Here is a 22,660-nt window from a genome sequence, read left to right on the forward strand (position 1 = left end):
CCGCGGGGGATCAGCTGTGCGGGGACCGCATCAGATGCGCGCGAACGCCTGCTCGATGATGTCGAGGCCCTCGGTGAGCAGGTCCTCGCCGATGACCAGCGGGGGCAGGAAGCGCAGCACGTTGCCGTAGGTGCCGCAGGTGAGCACCAGCAGGCCCTCCTGGTGGCAGGCCTTGGCGAGCGCGGCGGTCGCCTCGGCGTTCGGCTCCTTCGTCGTGCGGTCCTTGACCAGCTCGATGGCGATCATCGCGCCGCGTCCGCGGATGTCTCCGATGACGTCGAACTTCTCGGCCATGGCGGTGAGGCGGGCCTTCATGATCGCCTCGATGTTCTTCGCCCGGGCGTTGAGGTCCAGCTCCTTCATCGTCTCGATGGAGCCGAGCGCGCCCGCGCAGGCGACCGGGTTGCCGCCGTAGGTGCCGCCCAGACCACCCGCGTGCGCCGCGTCCATGATCTCGGCGCGGCCGGTGACGGCGGCCAGCGGCAGACCGCCGGCGATGCCCTTGGCGGTGGTGATCAGGTCGGGGACGATCCCCTCGTCCTCACAGGCGAACCACTGGCCGGTGCGGCAGAAGCCGGACTGGATCTCGTCGGCGACGAAGACGATGCCGTTGTCGGACGCGAACTTGCTGATGGCCGGCAGGAAGCCCTTGGCGGGTTCGATGAAGCCGCCCTCGCCGAGCACCGGCTCGATGATGATGGCGGCCACGTTCTCCGCGCCGACCTGCTTGCTGATCTGGTCGACGGCCTGGGCGGCGGCCTCGGGGCCGGCGTTCTCGGCGCCGGTCGGCCAGCGGTAGCCGTAGGCGACCGGCACCCGGTAGACCTCGGGCGCGAACGGGCCGAAGCCGTGCTTGTACGGCATGTTCTTCGCGGTCAGCGCCATGGTGAGGTTGGTGCGCCCGTGGTAGCCGTGGTCGAAGACGACGACGGCCTGGCGCCTGGTGTACGCCCGCGCGATCTTCACGGCGTTCTCGACGGCCTCGGCGCCGGAGTTGAACAGCGCGGACTTCTTGGCGTGGTCGCCCGGGGTCAGCTCGGCGAGCGCCTCGGCGACCTCCACGTATCCCTCGTAGGGCGTGACCATGAAGCAGGTGTGGGTGAAGTCGGCGAGCTGGGCGGAGGCCCGGCGCACCACGGCCTCGGCGGACGCGCCGACGGAGGTGACGGCGATGCCGGAGCCGAAGTCGATCAGGCGGTTGCCGTCGACGTCCTCGATGATGCCGCCGCCCGCGCGCGCGGTGAACACGGGCAGCACCGAGCCCACGCCGGCCGCGACCGCGGCGGTCCGGCGGGCCTGCAGTTCCTGCGACTTGGGGCCGGGGATGGCGGTGACGACGCGGCGCTCCTGCGGAAGGGCGGTCATGAGGGGCTCCTGGGGTTCTGCGGACGCTTTCGTTCTCTTCTCGCAGGCTAGGACGGGGAGGGGTGGGTCGGCATGCTCCATGTGGGCGGTGTCGGCGGGTCGGCTTGTCCGTCGTGGACAGTGCGCACGGGCGGCGATCGTCGCAGGCCCGGCCGCGTAAGCGGTGAACTCCCCTTGCGGGCGCGTTAGATTGACTCGCTGATGGCAGACGGAACGGCTGGTCAGGGGGCAGGGGCGATGGACAGCGACGGGACGCAGGACGCGCGGCGTGCGCAGGCGAATCCTGTGCCGCGCCCGGCAGGGCCGCCGAGGCCGCCCGCCACGCCGCCGCGGCCGGACCGGGCGCCGGCCGTCCCGCCCGCCTTCGAGCACGCCCCGCGGGCCGCTTCCGCGGTGGCCGCCTGGCTCGACGAGGCGCGCCCCGCGACCCGGCCGGGCGTCTGGCGGCACGGTCACCGGCCGCCGAGGACGGTGCGGACCGCGGAGCGGCTCGCGCCCGTGACCGTCATCGGCATGCTGGTGCCGCTGGTCATCGCGCTGGTCCTGTGGTCGCTGTGGCGGCGGGGCGCCATGCCCTACCAGTTCACCCTGCTGCGGCTGTTCACCCCGGACGACTGGTGGTGGGGCGGCACCATCGCCTCCCCGAAGACCACGGAGGGCGCTGAGGCGCGGGTCGTCTACGACGGCGTCTTCTTCGCCGTCCTCGTCTACGCCATGGGACGGCTGGGCAGCTGGCCGCACGTGGTGCGGCACTTCGTCGGCCGTCGGCCGCAGCCCGGGCGGGCCCTGATCGCCCTGCTCGGCGCTCTCGCCGCGCTGAGCCTCGTCCTCCCCGGCGCGTTCGGCGTCGGCTGGGACGCGCTGCCGGTCGTCGACCCGCTGTTCTCGCTCATCGTGCTGATCGCCGGCGGCTACGAGCTGTTCGCCTCCCCCCTGTTCACGAACGCGCTGTACGCCGCCGTCACGCTGCTGGTGGTGTGGCCGTTCGCCCGGGTCGGCGGCTGGTGGCCGTACGCGAAGGAACTGCTCGCCGCCCGCGGGGCCGGGCCCGGCCCGGCCGCGCCCGCGGCCGAGCGGCCCCGCTCCCAGTGGCCCGAGCTGCGGGAGGCCGGGCAGTACGAGGCGGCCGACCTGCTGACCGGCGAGGTCGCCGCGGGCCGGATGAACGACGTGGACTGCGTACGCGTCCGGCGGGCGTGGACCGCCGGACTCGGGGACTTCCGGGAGACCGTGCTGCGGCAGGGCGGCGGCGCCTGGACCCACCCCTCCGGCGCCCGCGACCTGCCCCGGCGCGCAGCGCGCCACGACCTGCTCGCCGGGCAGGTGCGCATCGGCCGCTGGGCGGGCGGCGAGCGCACTCCCGTCGGCTACCGGGAGGCGGGCGCCGCTCTCGGCCCGGACGTGCTGGGCACCTCGCTGCTCGCCGTCGGGCCGTCCGGGTCGGGCAAGACACGCAACCTGCTCGAACCGCTGACCGAGGCGCTGGCCCTGCAGGCGCTCACCGGCACGTGCGCCGTGGTCGCCGTGTCGTCGCCGGGCGGCGGACCGCTCGGCCCGGACGCGGCGTTCGACGTGATCGTCCGGATCGGCGACCCGTCGTCCGTGCACGACCTGGACCCGTACGCGGGCTCGGACGACCCGGACGAGGCGGCCGCGCTCCTCGCCGAGGCGCTGGCCGGCGACCTCGACGCGGTGAGCGGCCAGGGCGCGACGACGGCGCTGGCCCAGTTGCTCGGCCCCTACCGGGCCGCCCACGGGCGCTTCCCCTCCCTCCCCGAACTGCTCGAACTGCTGGAGGGCGAGCCGGGGGCGGTCGCCGCGCTGCGCGAGGCGGTGGCAGGCGACGAGGTGATGCGCCGGGAGCTGGAGGCACGCGTCCGCCAGACGGGGGCCCCGGGCGACGCGGGCCGTGCCCTCGCCGACCGGCTGGCGCTGCTGAACCGTCCGGTGTTCGCGGAGTTCTTCGGCGGCGGGAGCGGCGCGCACCGGGCGTTCTCGCTGCGCGCCGTCGCCCATCATCCGCTGCGGGTCCGTGTCGACCTGCCGGACCGGGGACACGAGGAGGCGGGCCGGCTGATCACCCGGCTGGTCCTCGCCCAGTTCCAGACGGTCGTACGGGAGCGGCGCGACCACTTCGCGTGCCTCGTCCTCGACGACGCCACGGGGACCGTCACCGAGGGGTCCGTACGCCGGCTGCAACGGCTGCGCTCGCAGAACGCGGGCGTGGTGCTCGCCCTGCGCAGCGTCGTCGACGTGCCCGAGGCGCTGCACGGGCCGCTGTACGGGGCGGTCGGCTGCCGGATGGCGTTCTCCGGCATCACCACGTGGGACGGCAGCCGGTTCGCGCAGGCGTGGGGCACCGAGTGGGTGGAGACCACGGAGGTCGCCAAGCACACCGTCTTCGCCGACCAGCCGATGACCCGCGCCATCCACGCGCTGCGCAAGCTGGTGACCGGCAGGGCGGTGACCACGGACGCGGTGACCGTGCGGCAGGTGGAGCGGGAGCGGTGGTCGGCGTCCCAGCTGGCGCACGAGATCCCGCCCGGCCACGCGGTGCTGTCCCTGACGAGCACGGACGGCGAGCACGCGCCGCCGCTGCTGCTGGACCTGCGCGGCTGAAACGGCGGCCCGCGACCGTACGGTGAGGCAGAATCGAGACAGGCCGTTCATACGAAGCGGCCAAAGGATCACGCGCCGCGGGATCATGCGCCAGGACCACGTGCCACGGATCACGCACCACAAGAGCAGGCCTCAGCAGAGCAGGCGTCGGGAGCGGCACGCCCCCTCACGTCCGCACCCGGATCGCTCCGCTCCCTCCCCCGACCTGAAGGCCCCATGCCTCCCACCCTCGCGTCGCTCGTCCACCACTCCGCGCTGAAGCTCACCGTGCGGGCCGGCGGGGACCGTCTTGACGTGCCGGTGCGCTGGGCGCACGTCAGCGAGCTCGCGGACCCCGTGCCGTACATGGAGGGCGGGGAGCTGCTGCTGATCACCGCGCTCAAGCTGGACGCGGAGGACCCGGAGGCCATGCGGCGCTATGTGCGGCGGCTGTCGAGGGCCGGCGTGGTCGGGCTCGGCTTCGCCGTCGGCGTCAACTACGACGAGATCCCGCAGGCGCTCGTGGACGCGGCGGAGGAGGAGAACCTGCCCCTGCTGGAGGTGCCGCGCCGCACGCCCTTCCTCGCGATCAGCAAGGCGGTGTCGGCGGCGATCGCGGCCGACCAGTACCGGGCGGTGACCGCCGGGTTCGCGGCTCAGCGCGAGCTGACGAAGCAGGCCCTCACGGACGGCGCCGAAGGGCTGCTCCGCGCGCTCGCCGCCCAGGTCGACGGGTGGGCGGCGCTGTACGACGCTTCGGGCGCCGTGGTGGCGGCCGCGCCCGAGTGGGCCGCCCGGCGGGCCGCCCGCCTCACCGCCGAGGTGGAGCGGCTGCGGGAGCGGCCCGCCCCGGCCTCGGCGGTGGTCGGCAGCGGCGGCGGGCCCCAGCACGCCGCGTCCGGGGACCGCCACGACGACCGGGTCGAACTGCACTCTCTGGGCACCGGGCGGCGTCCTCGCGCGGCGCTCGCCGTCGGCACCGCCGCGGCTCCGGGCACCGCCGAGCGGTACGCCGTCCACTCGGCCATCGCGCTGCTCACCCTCACCACGGAACGCTCGCGCTCGCTGTACGCGGCGCAGCAGCGGATCGGCGCGGCGGTGCTGCGGATGCTGCTGGCGGGTGAACCGGACCACGCGCGGGCCGTCGCCGGGCACCTGTACGGCGATCTGCTCGACGTGCCCTTCCGGGTGATCGTCGCCGAGTCCGTGCCGGCCGCGGTCGTGCGGGCGCGCCCCGAGGGGCCCGGGCACGGTCCGCTCACGGCCCGGCCGCAGACCGTGTCCGACACGGCCGACGATCCTTTCGGCGGTCTAGTCGAGGCCCTCGAGTCGGCGGCCGCCCGGGCCGGTGAGGCGGTGCTGGTGGTGCCCGAGGGCGAACGGCTGGTGGCGCTGGTCACGGACGGCGGAGCGGCCGTGTCGGCATGCGCCCGGTACGCGACGGCGCTGGAGGCCTCCCGGGCGAACGGGGGCGGCGCGGCCGAGGCGGACCCGGGGGACGAGCTGGTGGTGGGCCTCTCCGCGCCGGCCGGGCCGATCGCGGCGGCGGCCGCCTACAAGCAGTCGGAGCAGGCGTTGTCCGTGGCACGGCGCCGGGGCCGGGTGTTCGTGGAGCACGAGCGGCTGGCGGCGGGGTCGGTGCTGCCGCTGCTCGCGGACGACGCGGTGAAGGCGTTCGCGGACAGCCTGCTGCGCGCCCTGCACGAGCACGACGCGACCGGCCGCGGCGATCTGGTGGCCTCCCTGCGGGCCTGGCTCTCCCGCCACGGCCAGTGGGACGCGGCGGCGGCCGACCTGGGCGTCCACCGCCACACCTTGCGGTACCGCATGCGCCGGGTGGAGGAGATCCTCGGCCGCTCGCTGGACGACCCGGACGTCCGCATGGAGCTGTGGCTGGCCCTGAAGGCGACGTCGACGGACTGAACGCCCCGCCGCGACGACACCGCTCCCGCCCCGCGCCCGGCACCGCCCTCGCTCGCCCTCGCCCTCGACCGAGACCGGGTCGTGGGATCAGAGACCGGAGACCAGGCCACCCGGGCACGCGGCCGTACCGGTGCCGTGCCGGCCGCGCGGGCGGCCGGTGTGGGAACGGCCGGCGCGCCTGCGGGTCTCGGACGTGGGGCTCACAGGTCCGGCGGGTACGGCTGTGCGAGCGCGTCCGGTGGTCAGCCGTCCTCTCCGGCGGCCAGACCCGCCGCCGCCTCGTGCATCGCCAGTTCGAGGAGCACCGCGTCGGTCAGCGTGCCTGAGCCGTCCGGCGTCACCAGCCAGCGGACTCCCCTGGCCGAGCGGCCCGGATGGGGCACCACGATCCAGGTGCCGGCCCCCGCGGTGCGGATGCCGGTGCCGAGCCAGCGCGCCGCCGTCCCCGGCGCCACGAAGAACCCCATGCGGTCGTCGCCGAAGTCGACGAGCACCGGGCCCGGCCGGTCGAGGATCCGGGTGAGCACGTCGAGGGTGGGATAGCCGAGCGTGCCCGGCAGGATGAGCACGTCCCAGGCCCTGCCCGCGGGCAGCAGCGCCACCCCGAGCGGGTTGAGCTCCCACTCCCTGCGGCACGCCTCGGGATCCGGTGCGACGGATGCCAGCCAGTCGACCGCCGTCTTCGCCCCAGCCATGTGAGGACCTCCCTCTCGCTCGTGGGACGCGGGCGCGTCCACGAGGGAGAGGGAGGCCGGCGGCGTGCATTACGCGGGTTCGGACCACTCGTACGGGTGAACCGGGTCACATGCCGCGGGCCGCTGTCGGCGGGCCGGGCTTCGCGGGGCGGCGCCTGGCCGGCTCAGCTGTCGAAACCGAGCCCCAGCCGGTCCATGGTCTTCAGCCACAGGTTGCGCCGGCCTCCGTGCGCGTCGGCGCGGGCCAGCGACCACTTGGTGAGGGCGATGCCGGTCCAGGCGAAGGGCTCGGGCGGGAAGGGCAGCGGCTTCCTGCGGACCATCTCCAGCCGTGTCCGCTCGGTGCTCTCCCCCGCCAGCAGGTCGAGCATCACCTCCGCGCCGAACCGGGTCGCGCCGACGCCCAGGCCGGTGTACCCGGCCGCATAGGCGACTTTCCCCTGGTGCGCGGTGCCGAAGAACGCCGAGAAGCGCGAACAGGTGTCGATCGCCCCGCCCCACGCGTGCGTGAAGCGGACGCCCTCCAGCTGCGGGAAGCAGGTGAAGAAGTGTCCGGCGAGCTTCGCGTAGGTCTCCGGCCGGTCGTCGTACTCGGCGCGCACCCGGCCCCCGTAGGGGTAGACGGCGTCGTACCCGCCCCACAGGATCCGGTTGTCGGCGGACAGCCGGAAGTAGTGGAACTGGTTGGCGCTGTCCCCGAGTCCCTGCCGGTTCTTCCAGCCGATCGAGTCGATCTGTGCCGCGGTCAGCGGTTCGGTCATCAGCGCGTAGTCGTAGACCGGGACGGTGTACGCGCGCACGCGCTTGACCAGGTTCGGGAAGATGTTCGTACCGAGGGCCACCTGCCGGGCGCGGACCTGCCCGTACGGCGTGCGGACGGTCGTCCCCGCGCCGTACGGCTTCAGGTCCAGCGCGGGCGTGTGCTCGTACACCCGCACCCCGAGGCGGACGCACGCCTGCTTCAGACCCCAGACGAGCTTGGCGGGGTGGAGCATGGCCACGCCCCGGCGGTCGTGCAGGCCCGCCCGGAAGGTGGGCGAGGCGACCTGCTCGCGCACCGCGTCGGCGTCGAGGAACTCGATGCCGTCGGCGAGGCCCCTGTTCCCGAGCTCCTCGTACCAGTCGCGCAGTTCCCGTGCCTGGTACTCCTCGGTGGCGACGTCGATCTCGCCGGTGCGCTCGAAGTCGCAGTCGATGCCGTGCCGGGCGATCGCCGCCTCGATCCCGTCGAGGTTGCGCATCCCCAGCTCCTCGAGCCGGTGGATCTCGTCCGGCCACCGGGCCAGCCCGTTGGGCAGCCCGTGGGTGAGGGAGGCCGCGCAGAACCCGCCGTTGCGGCCGGAGGCGGCCCAGCCCACCTCGCGGCCCTCCAGCAGCACCACGTCCCGCTGCGGGTCGCGCTCCTTGGCGACGAGCGCGGTCCACAGTCCGCTGTATCCGCCCCCGACGACCAGCAGATCGCAGGTCTCGGGGCCGGTGAGCGCGGGTTCGGGGCGGGGTCTGCCCGGGTCGTCCAGCCAGTACGGGACGGGCTGTGCGTCGGAAAGAGAAGTGGTCCACCGGTTCATGGCGCCTGGGGCCATGATGTCAACTCCCTACGGGGCCTGTCGGCTTCGGGCTCTATGCCTTTTGCTTGTTGCGGCGGTTGCCGACGACCATCGACGTCAGCACCAGCAGGACGGCGACCAGGAACATGGCCGTGCCGATGACGTTGATCTGGACGGGCGTTCCGCGCTGCGCCGAGCCCCACACGAACATGGGGAAGGTGACGGTCGAGCCCGCGTTGAAATTGGTGATGATGAAGTCGTCGAAGGACAGCGCGAAGGCGAGCAGCGCGCCCGCGGCGATTCCGGGGGCCGCGATGGGCAGGGTGACGCGCAGGAACGTCTGCGCCGGCCCGGCGTAGAGGTCCTGGGCGGCCTGTTCCAGCCGGGGGTCCATCGACATGACGCGCGCCTTGACCGCCGTCACGACGAAGCTCAGGCAGAACATGATGTGCGCGATGAGGATGGTCCAGAACCCCAGCTGTGCGCCGAGGTTGAGGAACAGGGTGAGCAGCGAGGCGGCCATGACGACCTCGGGCATCGCCATCGGCAGGAAGATCAGCGAGTTCACCGCGCCGCGCGCGCGGAAGCGGTAGCGCACCAGCGCGAAGGCGATCATCGTGCCGAGCAGGGTGGCGCCGAGGGTCGCCCACACCGCGATCTGGAGGCTGAGCGACAGCGAGCCGCACAGGCCCGCGACCCCGCACGGGTCCTGCCAGGCGTCGGTGGAGAACTGCTGCCACTCGTAGTTGAAACGGCCCTTCGGCTTGTTGAAGGAGAACACGGTGACGACGACGTTCGGCAGGAGGAGATAGCCGAGCGTGAGAAGTCCCGCGATGACCACGAAATGGCGCTTGAGCCAGTTGACGAGGCGCATCAGACCAGATCCTCCGTCCCCGACCTGCGGATGTAGAAGGTGACCATGAAGAGGATCGCGGCCATGAGGATGAAGGACAGGGCCGCCGCCGTCGGATAGTCCAGCACCCGCAGGAACTGCGTCTGGATGACGTTTCCGATCATGCGGGTGTCGGTCGAGCCCAGGAGTTCCGCGTTGACGTAGTCGCCGGACGCCGGGATGAAGGTGAGCAGGGTGCCCGAGACCACGCCCGGCATCGACAGCGGGAAGGTGACCTTGCGGAAGACGGTGGCCGGCCTGGCGTACAGGTCGCCGGCCGCCTCGTGCAGCCGTCCGTCGATGCGTTCCAGTGAGGAGTACAGCGGAAGGATCATGAACGGCAGGAAGTTGTACGTCAGACCGCAGACCACCGCGAGGGGCGTGGCGAGGACGCGGTCGCCCGCGGTCCAGCCGAGCCAGCTGGTGACGTCCAGGACGTGCAGGGTGTTCAGGGCGCCGACGACGGGGCCGCCGTCCGCGAGGATCGTCTTCCAGGCGAGGGTGCGGATCAGGAAGCTGGTGAAGAACGGCGCGATCACCAAAATCATGATCAGGTTCCGCCAGCGGCCGGCCCGGAAGGCGATCAGATAGGCCAGCGGGTAGCCGAGCGCCAGGCACAGGACCGTCGCGGCGCCCGCGTAGAGGACCGAGCGCAGGAACTGCGGCCAGTACGCGCTGAGGGCGTCCCAGTAGGTCGCGAAGTGCCAGGTGACCTTGTAGCCCTCCTCCAGGGAGCCCGTCTGCACGGACGTGGAGGCCTGGTAGATCATCGGCAGCGCGAAGAACACGACCAGCCAGAGCAGGCCCGGCAGCAGCAGCCAGTACGGCGTCAGACGGCCGCGCTTGCGGGGCGACTTCCTCGTCGGCGTCGTCGGGGAGAGAGGCGGGGGCGCCTCGGTGAGCGTCGCCATCTCAGACCCCCGCCTCTTCCTGGATGCCCGCGTCGATGTCCTGGGCCGCGTCGAGGCCGAAGGTGTGGGCCGGGCTCCAGTGCAGGACCACGTCGGCGCCGGGCACGAGCCGGGCGTCGCGGTCGACGTTCTGGACGTAGACCTCGAACTCCGGGCAGACCGAGCTGTCGATCACGTACTGGGTGGAGACGCCGATGAACGAGGAGTCGGCGATCTTCCCGGTGATCCGGTTGCGGCCCTCGGGAATCTCGCCGGCGTCGTCGGCGTGGGTCAGGGAGATCTTCTCGGGGCGTACGCCGACCAGCACCCGGCCGCCGTTCGTGGTGGGCGCGGAGCAGCGCGCCACGGGCAGCACGAGCTTGCCGTCGCCCGCCTTGAGCACGATGTCGTCACCGGCCTTGGAGTCGACCTCGGCCTCGATCAGGTTGGAGGTGCCGAGGAAGTTGGCGACGAACGTGGTGTGCGGGTTCTCGTAGAGGTCGGCCGGGGAGCCGAGCTGTTCGACGCGGCCCCCGTTCATCACGGCGACCGTGTCGGCCATCGTCATGGCCTCCTCCTGGTCGTGCGTGACGTGGACGAAGGTGATGCCGACCTCGGTCTGGATGCGCTTGAGCTCCAGCTGCATCTGGCGGCGCAGCTTGAGGTCGAGGGCGCCGAGCGGCTCGTCGAGCAGCAGCACCTTGGGGTGGTTGATCAGGGCACGGGCCACGGCTACGCGCTGCTGCTGGCCGCCGGAGAGCTGGTGGGGCTTCTTGCGGGCCTGTTCCCCGAGCTGGACGAGCTCCAGCATGTCCTCGACCTGCTTCTTCACGCTCTTGATGCCGCGTCGGCGCAGGCCGAAGGCGACGTTCTCGAAGATGTCGAGGTGCGGGAAGAGGGCGTAGGACTGGAACACGGTGTTCACCGGCCGCTTGTAGGGCGGGAGCGCCGTCACGTCCTGGTCGCCGAGGTGCACGGTCCCGGAGGACGGTTCCTCCAGGCCGGCGATCATGCGCAGGGTGGTGGTCTTGCCGCAGCCGGACGCGCCGAGCAGGGCGAAGAAGGAGCCCTGCGGGACGGTCAGGTCCAGCGGGTGCACGGCGGTGAAGGAGCCGTAGGTCTTGCTGATGCCGGTGAGGCGGACGTCGCCGCTGCCGCTGTCGGTCGTCTTCATCGTCGTCACGCCCCAGTGAGCTTTGCGAACTTGGCCTGGTAGGCGGTCTCTTCCTTCGGGCTCAGCGAGCGGAAGGCGTGGGACTTGGCCTGCATGGCCTTGTCGGGAAGGATCAGCGGGTTGTCCGCCGCCGACTTGTCGATCTTGGCGAGGTACGGTTTCACGTCGGCGACCGGACTCACGTAGTTGATGTACGCGGCCAGTTCGGCGGCCGGCTCGGGCTCGTAGTAGTAATCGATCAGCCGCTCGGCGTTCGTCTTGTGGCGAGCCTTGTTGGGGATCAGCATGTTGTCGGTCGACGTCATGTAGCCGCTGTCCGGGATGACGTACCCGACGTCCGGGTTGTCGGCCTGGAGCTGCACGATGTCACCGGCCCAGGCGACGCAGGCCGCCAGGTCGCCCTTACTGAGGTCGGAGGTGTAGTCGTTGCCGGTGAAGCGGCGGATCTGGCCCCTGTCGACGGCCTTCTGGAGGCGGGCGACGACCGCGTCGTAGTCGTCGTCGGTGAACTTCGCCGGGTCCTTGCCCATGTCGAGCATGGTCATGCCGACGGTGTCGCGCATCTCGGTCAGCAGGCCGACCCGGCCCTTGAGCGCGGGGGTGTCGAGCAGGTCGGAGACCGACTTCACCTCGACGCCGTCGAGCGCCTTCTTGTTGTAGGCGACGACCGTCGAGATGCCCTGCCAGGGGTACGAGTAGGCGCGGCCCGGGTCCCAGTCGGGGCTGCGGAACTGGTCCGACAGGTTGGCGAAGGCGTGCGGAAGGTTCGACGCGTCCAGCTTCTGGACGTAGCCGAGCCTGATCATGCGGGCGGCCAGCCAGTCGGTGAGGACGATGAGGTCGCGGCCGGTGTCCTGACCGGCGGCGAGCTGCGGCTGGATCTTGCCGAAGAACTCGTCGTTGTCGTTGATGTCCTCGGTGTACTTGACCGTGATGCCGGTCCGCTTGCGGAACGCGTCCAGCGTGGGACGGTGCTTCCCGCTGTCGTCCACGTCGATGTACTCCGGCCAGTTGGAGAAGTTGACGACCTTCTCCTTCGCCGAATGGTCGTCGGCGGACACGCCGCCCTGCGACTTGCCGGCGGCGGGGATTCCGCAGCCGGCCAGCGCTCCGAGGCCGCCCAGGGTGAGCGCGCCGCCGGCGGAGGCGCGCAACAGCGACCGGCGGTTCATGGCCGCCCTGCCGCCTCGGAAACTGCGCCGTACGGCGGCCAGTTCGGCCGGGCTCAGGCGGTCGGGCTCGTACTGCTCCATGCGCGTGGTGCCCTTTCGGGAGGTCCGGCCGTGGTCTGCGGCCGTTCGTCGTCGCTTATGAGTCCCCGAAGACCGTGCGGTGCCAGGGCTTGCGGGCCACCGCCGTGTTATCGAACATAACGTGCTTTACCTGCGTGTACTCCTCGAACGAGTACGCTGACATGTCCTTGCCGAAGCCGGATGCCTTGTAACCGCCGTGCGGCATTTCGCTGATGATCGGGATGTGGTCGTTGATCCACACGCACCCGGCCTTGATCTCGCGTGTGGCACGGTTCGCCCGGAAGACGTCCCGGGTCCACGCCGAGGCCGCGAGCCCGTAGGGGGTGTCGTTGGCGAGCCGGATGCCCTCCTCGTCGGTGTCGAACGGCAGGACGACCAGCACCGGCCCGAAGATCTCCGACTGGACGGCCTCGCTGTCCTGGGCCGCGTCCGCGATCAGGGTGGGCAGATAGTAGGCGCCGTTCTCGAGGTCTCCCTGGGGCGCCTCGCCTCCCGTCACCACGCGCGCGTAGCCGCGAGCCCGGTCGACGAGGGCGGCGACCCGGTCGCGGTGCGCGTGCGACACGAGCGGGCCGAGATCGGTGCCCGCGGCGAACGGGTCCCCGACCCGCACGGTCTCCATCAGGGCCGCCGTCCGCTCGACGAAGGCCTCGTAGAGCGGCCGTTGCACGTACGCGCGCGTGGCGGCCGTGCAGTCCTGCCCGGTGTTGATGAGCGAGCCGGCGACCGCGCCGTGGACGGCGGCCTCCAGGTCGGCGTCCTCGAAGACGACGAAGGGCGCCTTGCCGCCGAGCTCCAGGTGGAGCCGCTTGACGGTCGCGGTGGCGATCTCGGCGACCCGCCTGCCGACGGCGGTGGAGCCGGTGAAGGAGGTCATGACGACGTCGGGGTGGCCGACGAGGTGTTCGCCCGCCTCCCGTCCGGTCCCGGTGACGATGTTGATCACACCGTCGGGGATCCCGGCCTCCGACGCCGCCCGGGCGAACAGCAGCGAGGTGAGCGGGGTGAGCTCGGCGGGCTTGAGCACGATCGTGTTGCCCGCGGCGATCGCCGGGAGGATCTTCCAGGCCGCCATCTGGAGTGGGTAGTTCCAGGGTGCTACGGACCCGACGACACCGATGGGTTCCCGGCGGACGTACGAGGTGTGGTCGCCGGAGTACTCGCCGGCCGACTGGCCCGCGAGATGCCGGGCGGCGCCGGCGAAGAAGGCGGTGTTGTCGATCGTCCCCGGGACGTCGAACTCCCGGGTCAGCTTCAGCGGCTTGCCGCACTGAAGGGACTCGGCGCGGGCGAAGTCGTCGGCGCGGTCGGCGAGGACCGCGGCGAAACGGTGCAGGGCGTCGGAACGCTCGCCCGGCGTGGCGCCCGCCCAGCCGGGAAAAGCGGCCCGGGCCGCGGCGACGGCCGCGTCGACGGTGTCCGTGCCCGCCAGATCGTAGGTGTAGACCTCCTCACCGGTGGCGGGATCGACCACGGCATGGGCGCGCCCCGAGTCGCCACGGGCGAGGCGGCCGTCGATGTACTGGGCGCCCTCCGCGAACAACCGCTGCGCGGGAAACCGGTCCTGCATGTCGCTCTCCTCCGCCTTCGCCCCGCTGTGCGCGGGGGCGGGTGGCGTAGCTCCAGCCTGATTTGATTGCCGATCCTGACAGAGCAAGGGCACTCCAACAAGTGATTCCGTTGTTGCCTTTTGGTTACGCGACGGAATCTGTCGGCGAGGGGTCGACCAGGTGTCGAGTCGCGACGGAAAAGGCAGGACGGTCTGTCAGTGGCGCGTGCCATCCTCTGGTGCATGGAGACGATCGACAGCCGGGAATCCCTGGTCAGGGAGGTCCGGTCGGGGGCGCGCATCAAATACCTGCACTTCTGGGGCCACCGTCCGCGGCCGGACGGGCGGATCGGTGCGAGCTGCCTCAGCCAGTGGTGGCCGTCACCGTTCGTGGTCGACGACGTCGTCTACGCGACCGCGGAACACTGGATGATGGCCGCGAAAGCACGGCTCTTCGAGGACCCGGAGGCGGAGAGGCGGGCGCTGGCCGCCGGGTCGCCCGCCCAGGCGAAGAAGGAGGGGCGGCTGGTCCGCGGCTTCGACGACGCGACGTGGGAGCGGGAGCGGTTCCGGATCGTCGTCGAGGGCAGCGTCCACAAGTTCGCCTCGGACCCCGCACTGAGCGCGTTCCTGCTGGGCACCCACTCGAGGGTGCTGGTCGAGGCGAGCCCGCTGGACCGTGTGTGGGGCATCGGCCTGGCAGCGGACGACGAGGCGGCGATGAACCCCGAGCGCTGGCGCGGCCTGAACCTGCTGGGCTTCGCCCTGATGCAGGCCAGAGAGCGGCTGCTGACACGGGCCTGAGGCGCGGGAGGGGGGCGCGGGGCAGGGGCGGTTCGGTGCTGATTCGGCGCTAAGGGGCCACGAACGTCAGGATGCCCATGCCGATCGCCAGCACCATGCCCACCGCGCCGCAGATGATCCCGGCCAGTGCCTGACCGGGGTTCGACGCCTCGCCCCGGCGGGCCTTTCCACGGCCGATCGCGCCGAACACGACGCCCAGGATGCCGAAGACGATGGCCAGCGGCCACAGACAGAAGACGACGGCTGCGAGGATCCCGAGCACCAGTCCGGCCACGCCCAGGCCGTTGTTGTCCCCGACCCCGCCGCCCCAGCCGTAGAGGCCGGGCGCGCCACCGTAGTGCGGGTGGGACGGATAGCCGTAGCCGCCGGGGTAGCCGTACGGGACCTGCCCGGGCCCGTCGGGAGCGATGGGCGGTGGGGGCACCGGCCCGCCGTGGGCCGGAGGAGCGAAGTGGGCCGGAGGAGCGAAGTGGCCGGGCGGCGGACCGCCCGCGGCCGTGGCGGGATCCGGCGGCGGGAAGCCGCCGAGCGTGCCGTTCGGCTGCGGTCCCCCGAAGGGGTCGGCCCAGGGCTGAGGCGTCACGCCGGGCAGCGAAATCATCGTCCGCTGGTCGTGGACGGAGGGCGGCGCCTGGTCCTGGGCTGCGGGACCGCCGGTGCCGGGGGTCAGCGGTTCGTTCGCGGCGACGGTGTGGCCGGGGCCGCCCCGCGCCTCGCCGCCGGGCGCCGCCCACGGGTTCGGCGGGAGCGGGGAGGCCGCGTCCGGAGCACTGCCGGCCGGGGCGGCCTTGTCCAACGGCACCCGGCGCGTCCCCGGCTCCGCGTCCCGCGGTCCGTCCATCGCGTCGGAGGCGGGCGCGGGCCACGGGTCGCGGGCGGCGTCACCGGCCGGAGTCGGCGCGTCGTCGGACATACGTGGATCCCCTCTGTCGCCCCTCGACCGGGCGGGCGCTCTGCGTTCCGTCATCCGTACACGGTTCCGCCCTGCGTACGTTCCGTCATGCTACGGCCCGTGGCAGCCGAGAACGTCACCGGGCCGTACCACGCGCAAGGCCGCCGACCCACCCCTCCACCGCCTCCCCCAGCCCCGATGCCCCACCACCGCCACGTCTTTGCGCCGCCCCCACCTCCGGGCCTTCCACCAGCCGCGCCTTCAGGCCTATGGGTCTCCGGGCATCCAGGTCTCCGCACCTCAGGGCCTCCGCCTACGATGATCGGGACTCATCGATCAGCCGATCACCCGCGTCCCGTCCGGCCCGGCCCGGGGCGCCGTCCCGGGGAGGACCCCATGACCGACCGCCTCGACGCATCCTCGGCAGCCGCCGCACCCGGCTCCCCCCGCTCCGGCGTGCCCGCCGGCCCCACCGCCGCGGCGGCGGCCGGCGCCCGTGATCTGCACGCCTTCGTCGCCGGGCTGCCCAAGGCCGAATTGCACGTCCACCACGTCGGCTCCGCGTCCCCCCGCATCGTCTCCGAGCTGGCCGCCCGGCACCCCGACTCCAAAGTGCCCACCGACCCCGAGGCCCTCGCCGACTACTTCACGTTCACGGACTTCGCCCACTTCATCGAGGTCTACCTGTCCGTCGTCGATCTCATCCGCACCCCCGAGGACGTCCGGCTGCTCACCTACGAGGTCGCCCGGGACCTGGCCCGTCAGCAGGTGCGGTACGCCGAGCTGACCGTCACCCCGTTCTCCTCGACCCGGCGCGGCATCGACGAACGCGCCTTCATGGACGCCATCGAGGACGCCCGCAAGGCGGCCGAGGCGGAGTTCGGGACCGTGCTGCGCTGGTGCTTCGACATCCCCGGCGAGGCCGGTCTCGACGCCGCCGAGGAGACGACGCGGCTCGCCACCGACGACCGGATCCGACCGGAGGGGCTGGTCTCCTTCGGGCTCGGCGGGCCCGAGGTCGGCGTGGAACGACCGCAGTTCAAGCCGTACTTCGACCGGGCGATCGCAGCCGGACTGCGGTCGGCGCCGCACGCGGGCGAGACCACCGGGCCGCAGACGGTGTGGGACGCGCTCACGCATCTGCGCGCCGAGCGCATCGGACACGGCACCAGCTCCGCCCAGGACGAGAAGCTGCTCGCGCACCTCGCCGAACACCGCATCGCCCTGGAGGTGTGCCCGACCTCGAACATCGCCACACGTGCGGTCCGCACCCTCGACGAGCACCCGATCAGGGAGTTCGTGAAGGCCGGCGTCCTGGTCACGGTCAACTCCGACGACCCGCCCATGTTCGGCACCGATCTGAACAACGAGTACGAGGTCGCCGCCCGGCTCCTCGACCTCGACGAGCAAGGCATCGCCGGCCTCGCGAAGAACGCGGTCGAGGCGGCCTTCCTGGACGAGGCCGGCAAGGCCCGGCTGCGGACCGAGATCGACACGTACGCCGCCGGGTGGCTCGCCCCCTGATCCCGGGCTCCCGGGCCCTCCCCGTGCGGTGCCCCGCGCCGGGTCCGGGTCCGGGTCCTGCACCATGGGCTCATGCAGAACGTGACCGCCGTGGCCCATCGCGGCGACCCCTACCGTCTCCGTGAGAACACGATCGCCTCGCTGCGTTCCGCGCTCGACCTGGGCGCGGACGCCGTGGAGTGCGACGTACGGCTCACCAGGGACGGCGTGCCCGTGCTGCTGCACGACGCGACGTTGAAGCGGCTGTGGGGACAGGACCGTCCGCTCGCCGCGTTGTCCGCGGCCGAGGTGCGCGGGCTCACGGCCGGCGCGGTGCCGACGCTCGCGGAGGCGCTCGCGGCGACCGAGGGCAGCCGGCTGATGCTCGACCTGCCCGGGACCCGGGAGGTGGGCACGGCCCGGCGGATCGTCGACGCCGTACGCGAGGCAGGTGCGGCGGACCGGGTGTACTACTGCGCGGGCGCCGACGCGATGCTCGCCGTGCGCGTCGCCGACCCGTCCGCCGAGATCGCGCTCACCTGCACGAGTCTGGCGCCCCCGCGCCCGGCGCTGCTCGCGGCGGTGAAGCCGCGCTGGCTCAACTACCGCTTCTCCCTGGTGGACCGGGATCTCGCCGCGCGCGTCCACCGGGACGGCCACCTGCTCTCCGTCTGGACCCCCGACACCCGGCGCTCCCTGCGGCGGCTCATCGGCCTGGGCGTCGACTCGATCACCACGAACCGCGTCGACCTCCTGATCACGCTGCGCAAGGAGGGCTGAGCCCCTCGGCCGTCGGACACGGGACGTCGGCACCGGACTGCGCAGGCAGGCGTCGGATTCGGGGCGCCCGGCGTCGGGCGCGGGCCACCGGCGTCGGAGGCGGGAACGCCGCCGTCACACGCGGGAGCGCTGCGGCACGGTCGCGGGGTCGGCCGGGGTCTCCCGGGTCGCGTACTGCGGGACGGGTGTGTCGTCCCCGCCGGTGTCGCGGACCAGCCCGTAGCGCCGTACCCGGTGGCCGGGGCCGCTCGTGACGTCCTTCTCCACGGCGTCCCAGGTCGTCGGGAAGACGTTGAGGCCGTAGTCGGCGCCCCGCTCGTTCACGGTGAGCGTGACGGTGCCGGTGAGGTAGAAGTACTCGTTCTGCCACATCTGCTGCGCGCCAGGCGGCAGAACGGTGTAGCCGGTGGCCCTGTCGCCCATGCCGGTGGCCGTCCCGTCCGTGCCGACGGGGTCGTCCATCCGGCGTCCACCGCCGGAGGCCACATGGAAGAGCCTGCCCCTGAGGCCGGTCCAGCTCGGCATGACCAGGGCGCCGGACCGGTACTGGGGCGATATCTGCCAGCGCACGAGGACATAGCCCTGCCCGCTGAGCGTCACGCTGTCCCCGCGGTGGTTCATGGTGGCGTGGCCGCCGCCGCTGCTGGTGACGCCGGACGCAGGCCGCTCCGGCAGGGCGGCCGGCGGGGTGTCCGGGTCGGGCGCGCGGTCGACGGCGTCGACGACGCTGCCGTACCGCACCGCTCTCTGCGCGCTCCTCGACGGCGACGGCGAGGGCGACGGCGAGACGGAGGGAGCGGCCCCGCCCGACGCGGAGGCGGCGGGCGCGGCGGGCGTCGCGACCGCCGTCGGCGCGACGGCCGCGCGTCCGGGCGGGTCGTCGGGGGTCTGCACGACGACGTACGCACCGCCCGCGGCGAGCGTCGCGCCGGCCGTGACCACGACGGCCGGCTTGGTCAGCGCGGTCAGCACCTTCGCGGACCAGCCGACGGAAGCGGTGCCGACGGCCGCGGCCCCCGTCTTCCCGCCGAGAGCGAGGGAGACCGCGAATCCGGCCGGGACGGGCACCAGGGCGATCCCCACGAGCAGCCGTTCCGCCGGCACGACGGACTCGCAGGCGCCGTCGCAGTAGCCGCAGCCTCGGATGTGCCGGGCCAGCCGCTTGCGCCAGACCGAGTCGGGGCGGCCGGTCCAGCGGGCGGTCAGTTCGCGCAGGTCGGGACAGGCGCCGTCGAGGGCGCGCACGATGCCCCGGGAGACCTCCAGACGTTCCTTGACCCGCTGCACGCGCACGGCCGCGTGCTGCCGGCTGATGCCGACGGCCGCGGCCAGCTCGCGCCGGGTGAGCTCGCCCGCGACCTCCAGCCACCACAGGGACAGCAACTGCCGGTCCTCGTCGTCCAGCCAGCGGACCGCCTCCGCGACCTCCCGCCGCTGCCCCTCCAGCTGCAACCGCAGCACGGTGAGTTCGGCGAAGTCGGCGGTCCCGTCCAGGGTCGTGCTCTCGTCGAGGGAGGCCGCGGTCCTGCGGCGGGCCCGGTCACGCACCTGCCGCATGGCGATGGCCACCAGCCAGGAGCGGAAGCTGTCGGGGTCGCGCAGCGAGCCGAGGTTGCCGACGGCACGCAGCATGGTCTCCTGGACGACGTCGTCCACGTCCGCGTGCCCGTTGAGGGCCCGGCCGACGACGTTGTAGACGAACGGCAGCCAGCCCGCCACCAGTTCGTCAAGCGCGTCCCGGTCACCGGCCTGCGCCGCCGCGATCGTGGCGCGCCAGCGCCGCCCGGTCTCGGCGTCGACGTGCGTCTTCATGCCCGCACCCTCTCAGCCGGGCCCCCGTGGTTGGCAATGTCGGAGATCACACCTGAGGGGACGGGCGGCGGCAACCGGGGATAACACTTTTCCCTCCCCTCCCAATCACATCCCTCCCCTCTTCACCTCCCTCGCCCGCCTCGCCCGCGAGCCGTTTCACCTCCCTCGCCCGCCTCGCCCGCGAGCCGCGGCGTTCACGCCGCGGGCGCCGTCCAGGGGTTCGGGTCGATCCGCGCCAGCCGCAGGATCTTCCCGCGCACGACGTACAGCGGGACGATCCCGAAGACGCCGAAGGACATGTCGATCACGCTCCACCAGAAGGGGATGCCCCGGATCGGTCCGCAGACCAGCGCGAGCGGAACGATCCCGGCGCAGGCGATCATCGCGAACTCCACGACCCAGACGTTGCGGACCGGGTCGCGGTAGGGGCCGTAGAACGCGACGGCGATCACAAGGTGGGCGAAGGCCAGCCAGTCCGTGCCGTAGAGGAGGAACGGGTAGTCGGCGTCGGCGGTGTCGAGGCCGCGCCGGACGCGCTCGATCCACTCCATCGCACCGGGCAGCCGCTCCGGCACGGACAGCGCGCGCAGCAACTCCTCCGTCCAGCGCAGTTCATGGACGAGCGGGAAGGCCGTGACGCCGCTGAGCACCAGGCAGACGACGAAGAGGGCCAACCAGACACGAATGCCCTTCAGCAGGGCGGCTCTGTCGCTCATGACGGCAGCGTACGCCGAAACTGAACATGTTCAAAAACCTGTTTCACGGGCAGCGCCGCGACGACGCGTCAGCGGCTCGTGGCCACGGCGGACGGCATGGCGGAACGCTCACTCGTCTCCGCCGGAGCCGGGCGGGTCCCGGTCCTCGACGAGGGCGACGGCGACGGCGACCGGTCACTGCTGCGGTCGCCGGTGGAGGCAGCGGTGCCGGTGGGAGCAGTCGAGGCCCGGGCGTCCGGTGCTCCGGTCGCGGTCGCCCCCTCGGTAGGGTCCTCGACGGCCGGGGTGGGCGAGGCCGCCTGGGCGGGCGCGCTCGCCGGGTCGGGCACGGTCGCCGGGCCGCTCGCCGGGGGCGGGGCGAGCGGGATCGCCGGCGGCGGCGCCCCGGTCGGGCGCAGCGGCAGAAGGACCGCGAGCGCGGCGACAGCGCAGGTGGCGCCGGCCGCGGCCGCGGCGCGCAGTGTCCGGCGGCGGCGCGCACCGCGGCGGATGCTCTCGTAGCTGCCGGGCGGCGGCGCGAGACGGCCGGAGGCGGGCCGCAGGACGACGGCGAGGGGGTCGTCCGGCGCGAGGTCCGGTCGGCCGTCGTCGAAGTCGTCAACGGGCGTGATCAAGGCTTCTCCTCAGGTGGGCGCGGAGCAGTTCGCGGGCCGCGTGCAGATCGGCCTTGACGGTCCCTTCCTTGCGCCCGGTCAGCGCGGACACCTCCCGGATCGGCATGTCAGCGTAGTAGTGCAGCAGGATCGGTACGCGCAGCCGGTCGGGCAGGGACTGCACGAGCATCCGCACCGAGGGGTCGGCCGGTTCGGCGGGCGGGGCGATCGCGGCCTCGACGCCGGCGCGGCGCACGGCCCGGCGCTCCCGCTCGAGCTTGCGCCAGTGATCGCGGACGAGATTGGCGGCGGTGACGAAGAGGAAGCCCTGGGGTTCCGCCACCGACGTCCAGCGGGCCCACAGCCGGGTGAACGCCTCCGACGCGATCTCGTGCGCCGTCTCGTCGTCGTCGACGAGACGGCGGCACCAGCCGGCCAGGCGTGGATAGAGGGCGGCGAACAGCTCGGACGCCGCCCTGTCGCGCGAGCGTGAGCGTTTCAACGTTCTCCCGCAGAACTGTTCGAGCCGCTCGGCGCGACGCCCGGCCCGGTGCTCGATCCCGTGCTCGACCCGGCGCTCAGCACGGCGAAGACGATCACGTTGTCACGGTATCCGTCGCCGCCGCGGGGGCCGCCGCACGTGATGAGACGCAGTTCGGGGCGGTCCACGTTCCCGTAGACGTCCTGTGTGGGAAAGCGCGCCTTGTCGACGGTGCGCACCTCGGTGACGGCGAACTCGGCCGTCGTGCCGTTCTCCAGACGCGCCGCGATCCGGTCGCCGGCACGCAGCCGGCCCAGACGGCGGAAGACGCCGTCGCCGTAACGGCCGACCGTGACGTGACCGAGGATCACCGCCGGCCCGGTCTGCCCCGGCGTCGGCGAGTGCTCGTACCACCCCGCCCGGTCGTGCTCCTCGACCGGAGGCACCTGGACGGTTCCGTCGGCGGCCAGCCCCAACCGCATGACCGGGGTGTCGACCCCGATGGCCGCGATCCGCAGCCCGACCGGCGCCGACCGCGTCGGCGGGCGCGCCGGCCGCCCGGTGGAGACGGAGGGAGCCGAGGAGGCGGCGGGGCCCGAAGCGGTCGCGCCGGCGTCCGGCACGGGCGCCGCCGTCGGGCCGCCGCCACAGCCCGTGAGCAGCAGCACCGCGAGGGCCGTCAGGGCCGCGGCGCGCCTGGAGAGCGGGCTCATGCGCCGGACGCCCTCCGGCGGCGTACGACGTGGAAGACCACGCCGGCCGCAGCGGACGCCGCGGCCGCGCCGCCGATCAGTGCGCCGTGGCCCTCGGGCGACGGCTCGGCCACACCCGTCCCGGCACCTCCCCTGGGCACCACGCCGACCTGGCTCGGCACGGCCGACGGCGTCCTGCCGGACTCGGCGGGAGCGGTGGTCGGCATGGTGGAGGCCTCGGCGGGGGCCGGGGTGGCGGTCTGCCCGGGGGCGGTGGGCATCGGGGTGGGCGTCCCCGAGTCGGCGAGTGCGGGCGCTGCGCCCGCCAGCAGGGCGGCGCCCGCAACTGCCAGGCCGGCCAGGCCCGTTCGGGACATGAGTCGCATGAATCGCTCTCTTTCATCGGTCCGTTGACGGATCGGACGAAGAGACGAGACAGCACAGGCCCGGGTTGTAAAGAGATGGCAAAGCCGGAACAGCGGCGAGGGCCGGGGCGAGCGG

19 protein-coding genes and 1 pseudogene are annotated in these 22,660 nt (G+C 72.9%); 5 read left to right on the top strand and 15 right to left on the bottom strand.

What is annotated here, in order from left to right; genetic code table 11:
• Positions 1 to 30: 30 nt before the first annotated feature.
• The gene (gene gabT / locus C6376_RS01060) at positions 31 to 1,365 is read right to left on the bottom strand and encodes a 4-aminobutyrate--2-oxoglutarate transaminase (RefSeq protein WP_107441672.1); all 1,335 of its coding nucleotides are present in this window, start codon (positions 1,363 to 1,365) and stop codon (positions 31 to 33) included.
• Positions 1,366 to 1,602: 237 nt separating this feature from the next.
• On the opposite strand from gabT, the gene C6376_RS01065 reads away from it, so the two are divergent.
• Both C6376_RS01065 and C6376_RS01070 read left to right on the top strand, forming a co-directional pair.
• A complete protein-coding gene (locus C6376_RS01065; protein WP_107441673.1) occupies positions 1,603 to 3,984 on the top strand; it encodes an ATP/GTP-binding protein in 2,382 nt (793 codons plus the stop codon).
• A gap of 216 nt (positions 3,985 to 4,200) precedes the next feature.
• Positions 4,201 to 5,886: a PucR family transcriptional regulator gene (locus C6376_RS01070; protein ID WP_107441674.1), complete on the top strand. Its 1,686-nt coding sequence runs from the start codon at positions 4,201 to 4,203 to the stop codon at positions 5,884 to 5,886.
• Between the two features lie 242 nt (positions 5,887 to 6,128).
• Here the strand turns inward: C6376_RS01070 and C6376_RS01075 are convergent, their stop codons facing one another.
• The 7 genes from C6376_RS01075 to C6376_RS01105 form a co-directional block, all read right to left on the bottom strand.
• Positions 6,129 to 6,581, bottom strand: a complete 453-nt coding sequence (locus C6376_RS01075) for a hypothetical protein (protein WP_107441675.1) — start codon at positions 6,579 to 6,581, stop codon at positions 6,129 to 6,131.
• Positions 6,582 to 6,745: 164 nt separating this feature from the next.
• The gene (locus C6376_RS01080) at positions 6,746 to 8,164 is read right to left on the bottom strand and encodes an FAD-binding oxidoreductase (RefSeq protein WP_107441676.1); all 1,419 of its coding nucleotides are present in this window, start codon (positions 8,162 to 8,164) and stop codon (positions 6,746 to 6,748) included.
• 37 nt (positions 8,165 to 8,201) lie between these two features.
• The gene (locus tag C6376_RS01085; RefSeq protein ID WP_107441677.1) at positions 8,202 to 9,002 is read right to left on the bottom strand and encodes an ABC transporter permease; all 801 of its coding nucleotides are present in this window, start codon (positions 9,000 to 9,002) and stop codon (positions 8,202 to 8,204) included.
• Positions 9,002 to 9,931 carry an ABC transporter permease gene (locus C6376_RS01090; RefSeq protein WP_107441678.1) on the bottom strand — a complete coding sequence of 310 codons (930 nt, stop codon included), beginning with the start codon at positions 9,929 to 9,931 and terminating at the stop codon, positions 9,002 to 9,004. The genes C6376_RS01085 and C6376_RS01090 overlap by 1 nt, the downstream gene beginning before the upstream one ends.
• 1 nt (position 9,932) lies before the next feature.
• Positions 9,933 to 11,084, bottom strand: a complete 1,152-nt coding sequence (locus C6376_RS01095) for an ABC transporter ATP-binding protein (RefSeq protein WP_173985849.1) — start codon at positions 11,082 to 11,084, stop codon at positions 9,933 to 9,935.
• A 5-nt stretch (positions 11,085 to 11,089) separates the two neighbouring features.
• Positions 11,090 to 12,337, bottom strand: a complete 1,248-nt coding sequence (locus tag C6376_RS01100) for a PotD/PotF family extracellular solute-binding protein (protein WP_107441680.1) — start codon at positions 12,335 to 12,337, stop codon at positions 11,090 to 11,092.
• A gap of 55 nt (positions 12,338 to 12,392) precedes the next feature.
• On the bottom strand, positions 12,393 to 13,907 hold the full coding sequence (locus C6376_RS01105; protein WP_107441681.1) for a gamma-aminobutyraldehyde dehydrogenase: 1,515 nt from the start codon (positions 13,905 to 13,907) through the stop codon (positions 12,393 to 12,395).
• 222 nt (positions 13,908 to 14,129) lie between these two features.
• Here C6376_RS01105 and C6376_RS01110 point away from each other — a divergent pair, with 222 nt between their 5' ends.
• Positions 14,130 to 14,690, top strand: coding sequence for an NADAR family protein (locus C6376_RS01110; protein WP_173985555.1), 561 nt, complete (start codon positions 14,130 to 14,132; stop codon positions 14,688 to 14,690).
• A 49-nt stretch (positions 14,691 to 14,739) separates the two neighbouring features.
• On the opposite strand, the gene C6376_RS44930 is transcribed toward C6376_RS01110, so the two are convergent.
• Complete coding sequence (locus tag C6376_RS44930) at positions 14,740 to 15,603, bottom strand: DUF4190 domain-containing protein (RefSeq protein WP_254075802.1); 864 nt, start codon at positions 15,601 to 15,603, stop codon at positions 14,740 to 14,742.
• Positions 15,604 to 15,998: 395 nt separating this feature from the next.
• On the opposite strand from C6376_RS44930, the pseudogene C6376_RS01125 reads away from it, so the two are divergent.
• Both C6376_RS01125 and C6376_RS01130 read left to right on the top strand, forming a co-directional pair.
• A pseudogene (locus C6376_RS01125) lies at positions 15,999 to 17,106 on the top strand (adenosine deaminase).
• Positions 17,107 to 17,178: 72 nt separating this feature from the next.
• Positions 17,179 to 17,865 carry a glycerophosphodiester phosphodiesterase gene (locus C6376_RS01130; RefSeq protein WP_107441683.1) on the top strand — a complete coding sequence of 229 codons (687 nt, stop codon included), beginning with the start codon at positions 17,179 to 17,181 and terminating at the stop codon, positions 17,863 to 17,865.
• Positions 17,866 to 17,979: 114 nt separating this feature from the next.
• Here C6376_RS01130 and C6376_RS01135 read toward each other — a convergent pair whose 3' ends face one another.
• The 6 genes from C6376_RS01135 to C6376_RS01160 all read right to left on the bottom strand — a co-directional run bounded on the left by C6376_RS01135 (position 17,980) and on the right by C6376_RS01160 (position 22,536).
• Positions 17,980 to 19,677 carry an RNA polymerase sigma factor gene (locus C6376_RS01135; RefSeq protein ID WP_107441684.1) on the bottom strand — a complete coding sequence of 566 codons (1,698 nt, stop codon included), beginning with the start codon at positions 19,675 to 19,677 and terminating at the stop codon, positions 17,980 to 17,982.
• A gap of 194 nt (positions 19,678 to 19,871) precedes the next feature.
• Positions 19,872 to 20,393 (bottom strand): hypothetical protein, encoded by a 522-nt coding sequence (locus C6376_RS01140; RefSeq protein WP_107441685.1) that lies wholly within the window; start codon positions 20,391 to 20,393, stop codon positions 19,872 to 19,874.
• A gap of 68 nt (positions 20,394 to 20,461) precedes the next feature.
• Positions 20,462 to 21,007, bottom strand: a complete 546-nt coding sequence (locus C6376_RS01145; protein ID WP_107441686.1) for a hypothetical protein — start codon at positions 21,005 to 21,007, stop codon at positions 20,462 to 20,464.
• Positions 20,991 to 21,488: an RNA polymerase sigma factor gene (locus tag C6376_RS01150; protein ID WP_107441687.1), complete on the bottom strand. Its 498-nt coding sequence runs from the start codon at positions 21,486 to 21,488 to the stop codon at positions 20,991 to 20,993. Before C6376_RS01150 ends, C6376_RS01145 begins: the two co-directional genes overlap by 17 nt.
• Complete coding sequence (locus C6376_RS01155) at positions 21,485 to 22,180, bottom strand: class F sortase (protein WP_107441688.1); 696 nt, start codon at positions 22,178 to 22,180, stop codon at positions 21,485 to 21,487. The genes C6376_RS01150 and C6376_RS01155 overlap by 4 nt, the downstream gene beginning before the upstream one ends.
• A complete protein-coding gene (locus C6376_RS01160; RefSeq protein ID WP_107448711.1) occupies positions 22,177 to 22,536 on the bottom strand; it encodes a Tat pathway signal sequence domain protein in 360 nt (119 codons plus the stop codon). Before C6376_RS01160 ends, C6376_RS01155 begins: the two co-directional genes overlap by 4 nt.
• Positions 22,537 to 22,660: the final 124 nt, after the last annotated feature.

Origin of the sequence: Streptomyces sp. P3, from assembly GCF_003032475.1 — a bacterium.
In the GTDB taxonomy this organism is placed as follows: domain Bacteria; phylum Actinomycetota; class Actinomycetes; order Streptomycetales; family Streptomycetaceae; genus Streptomyces.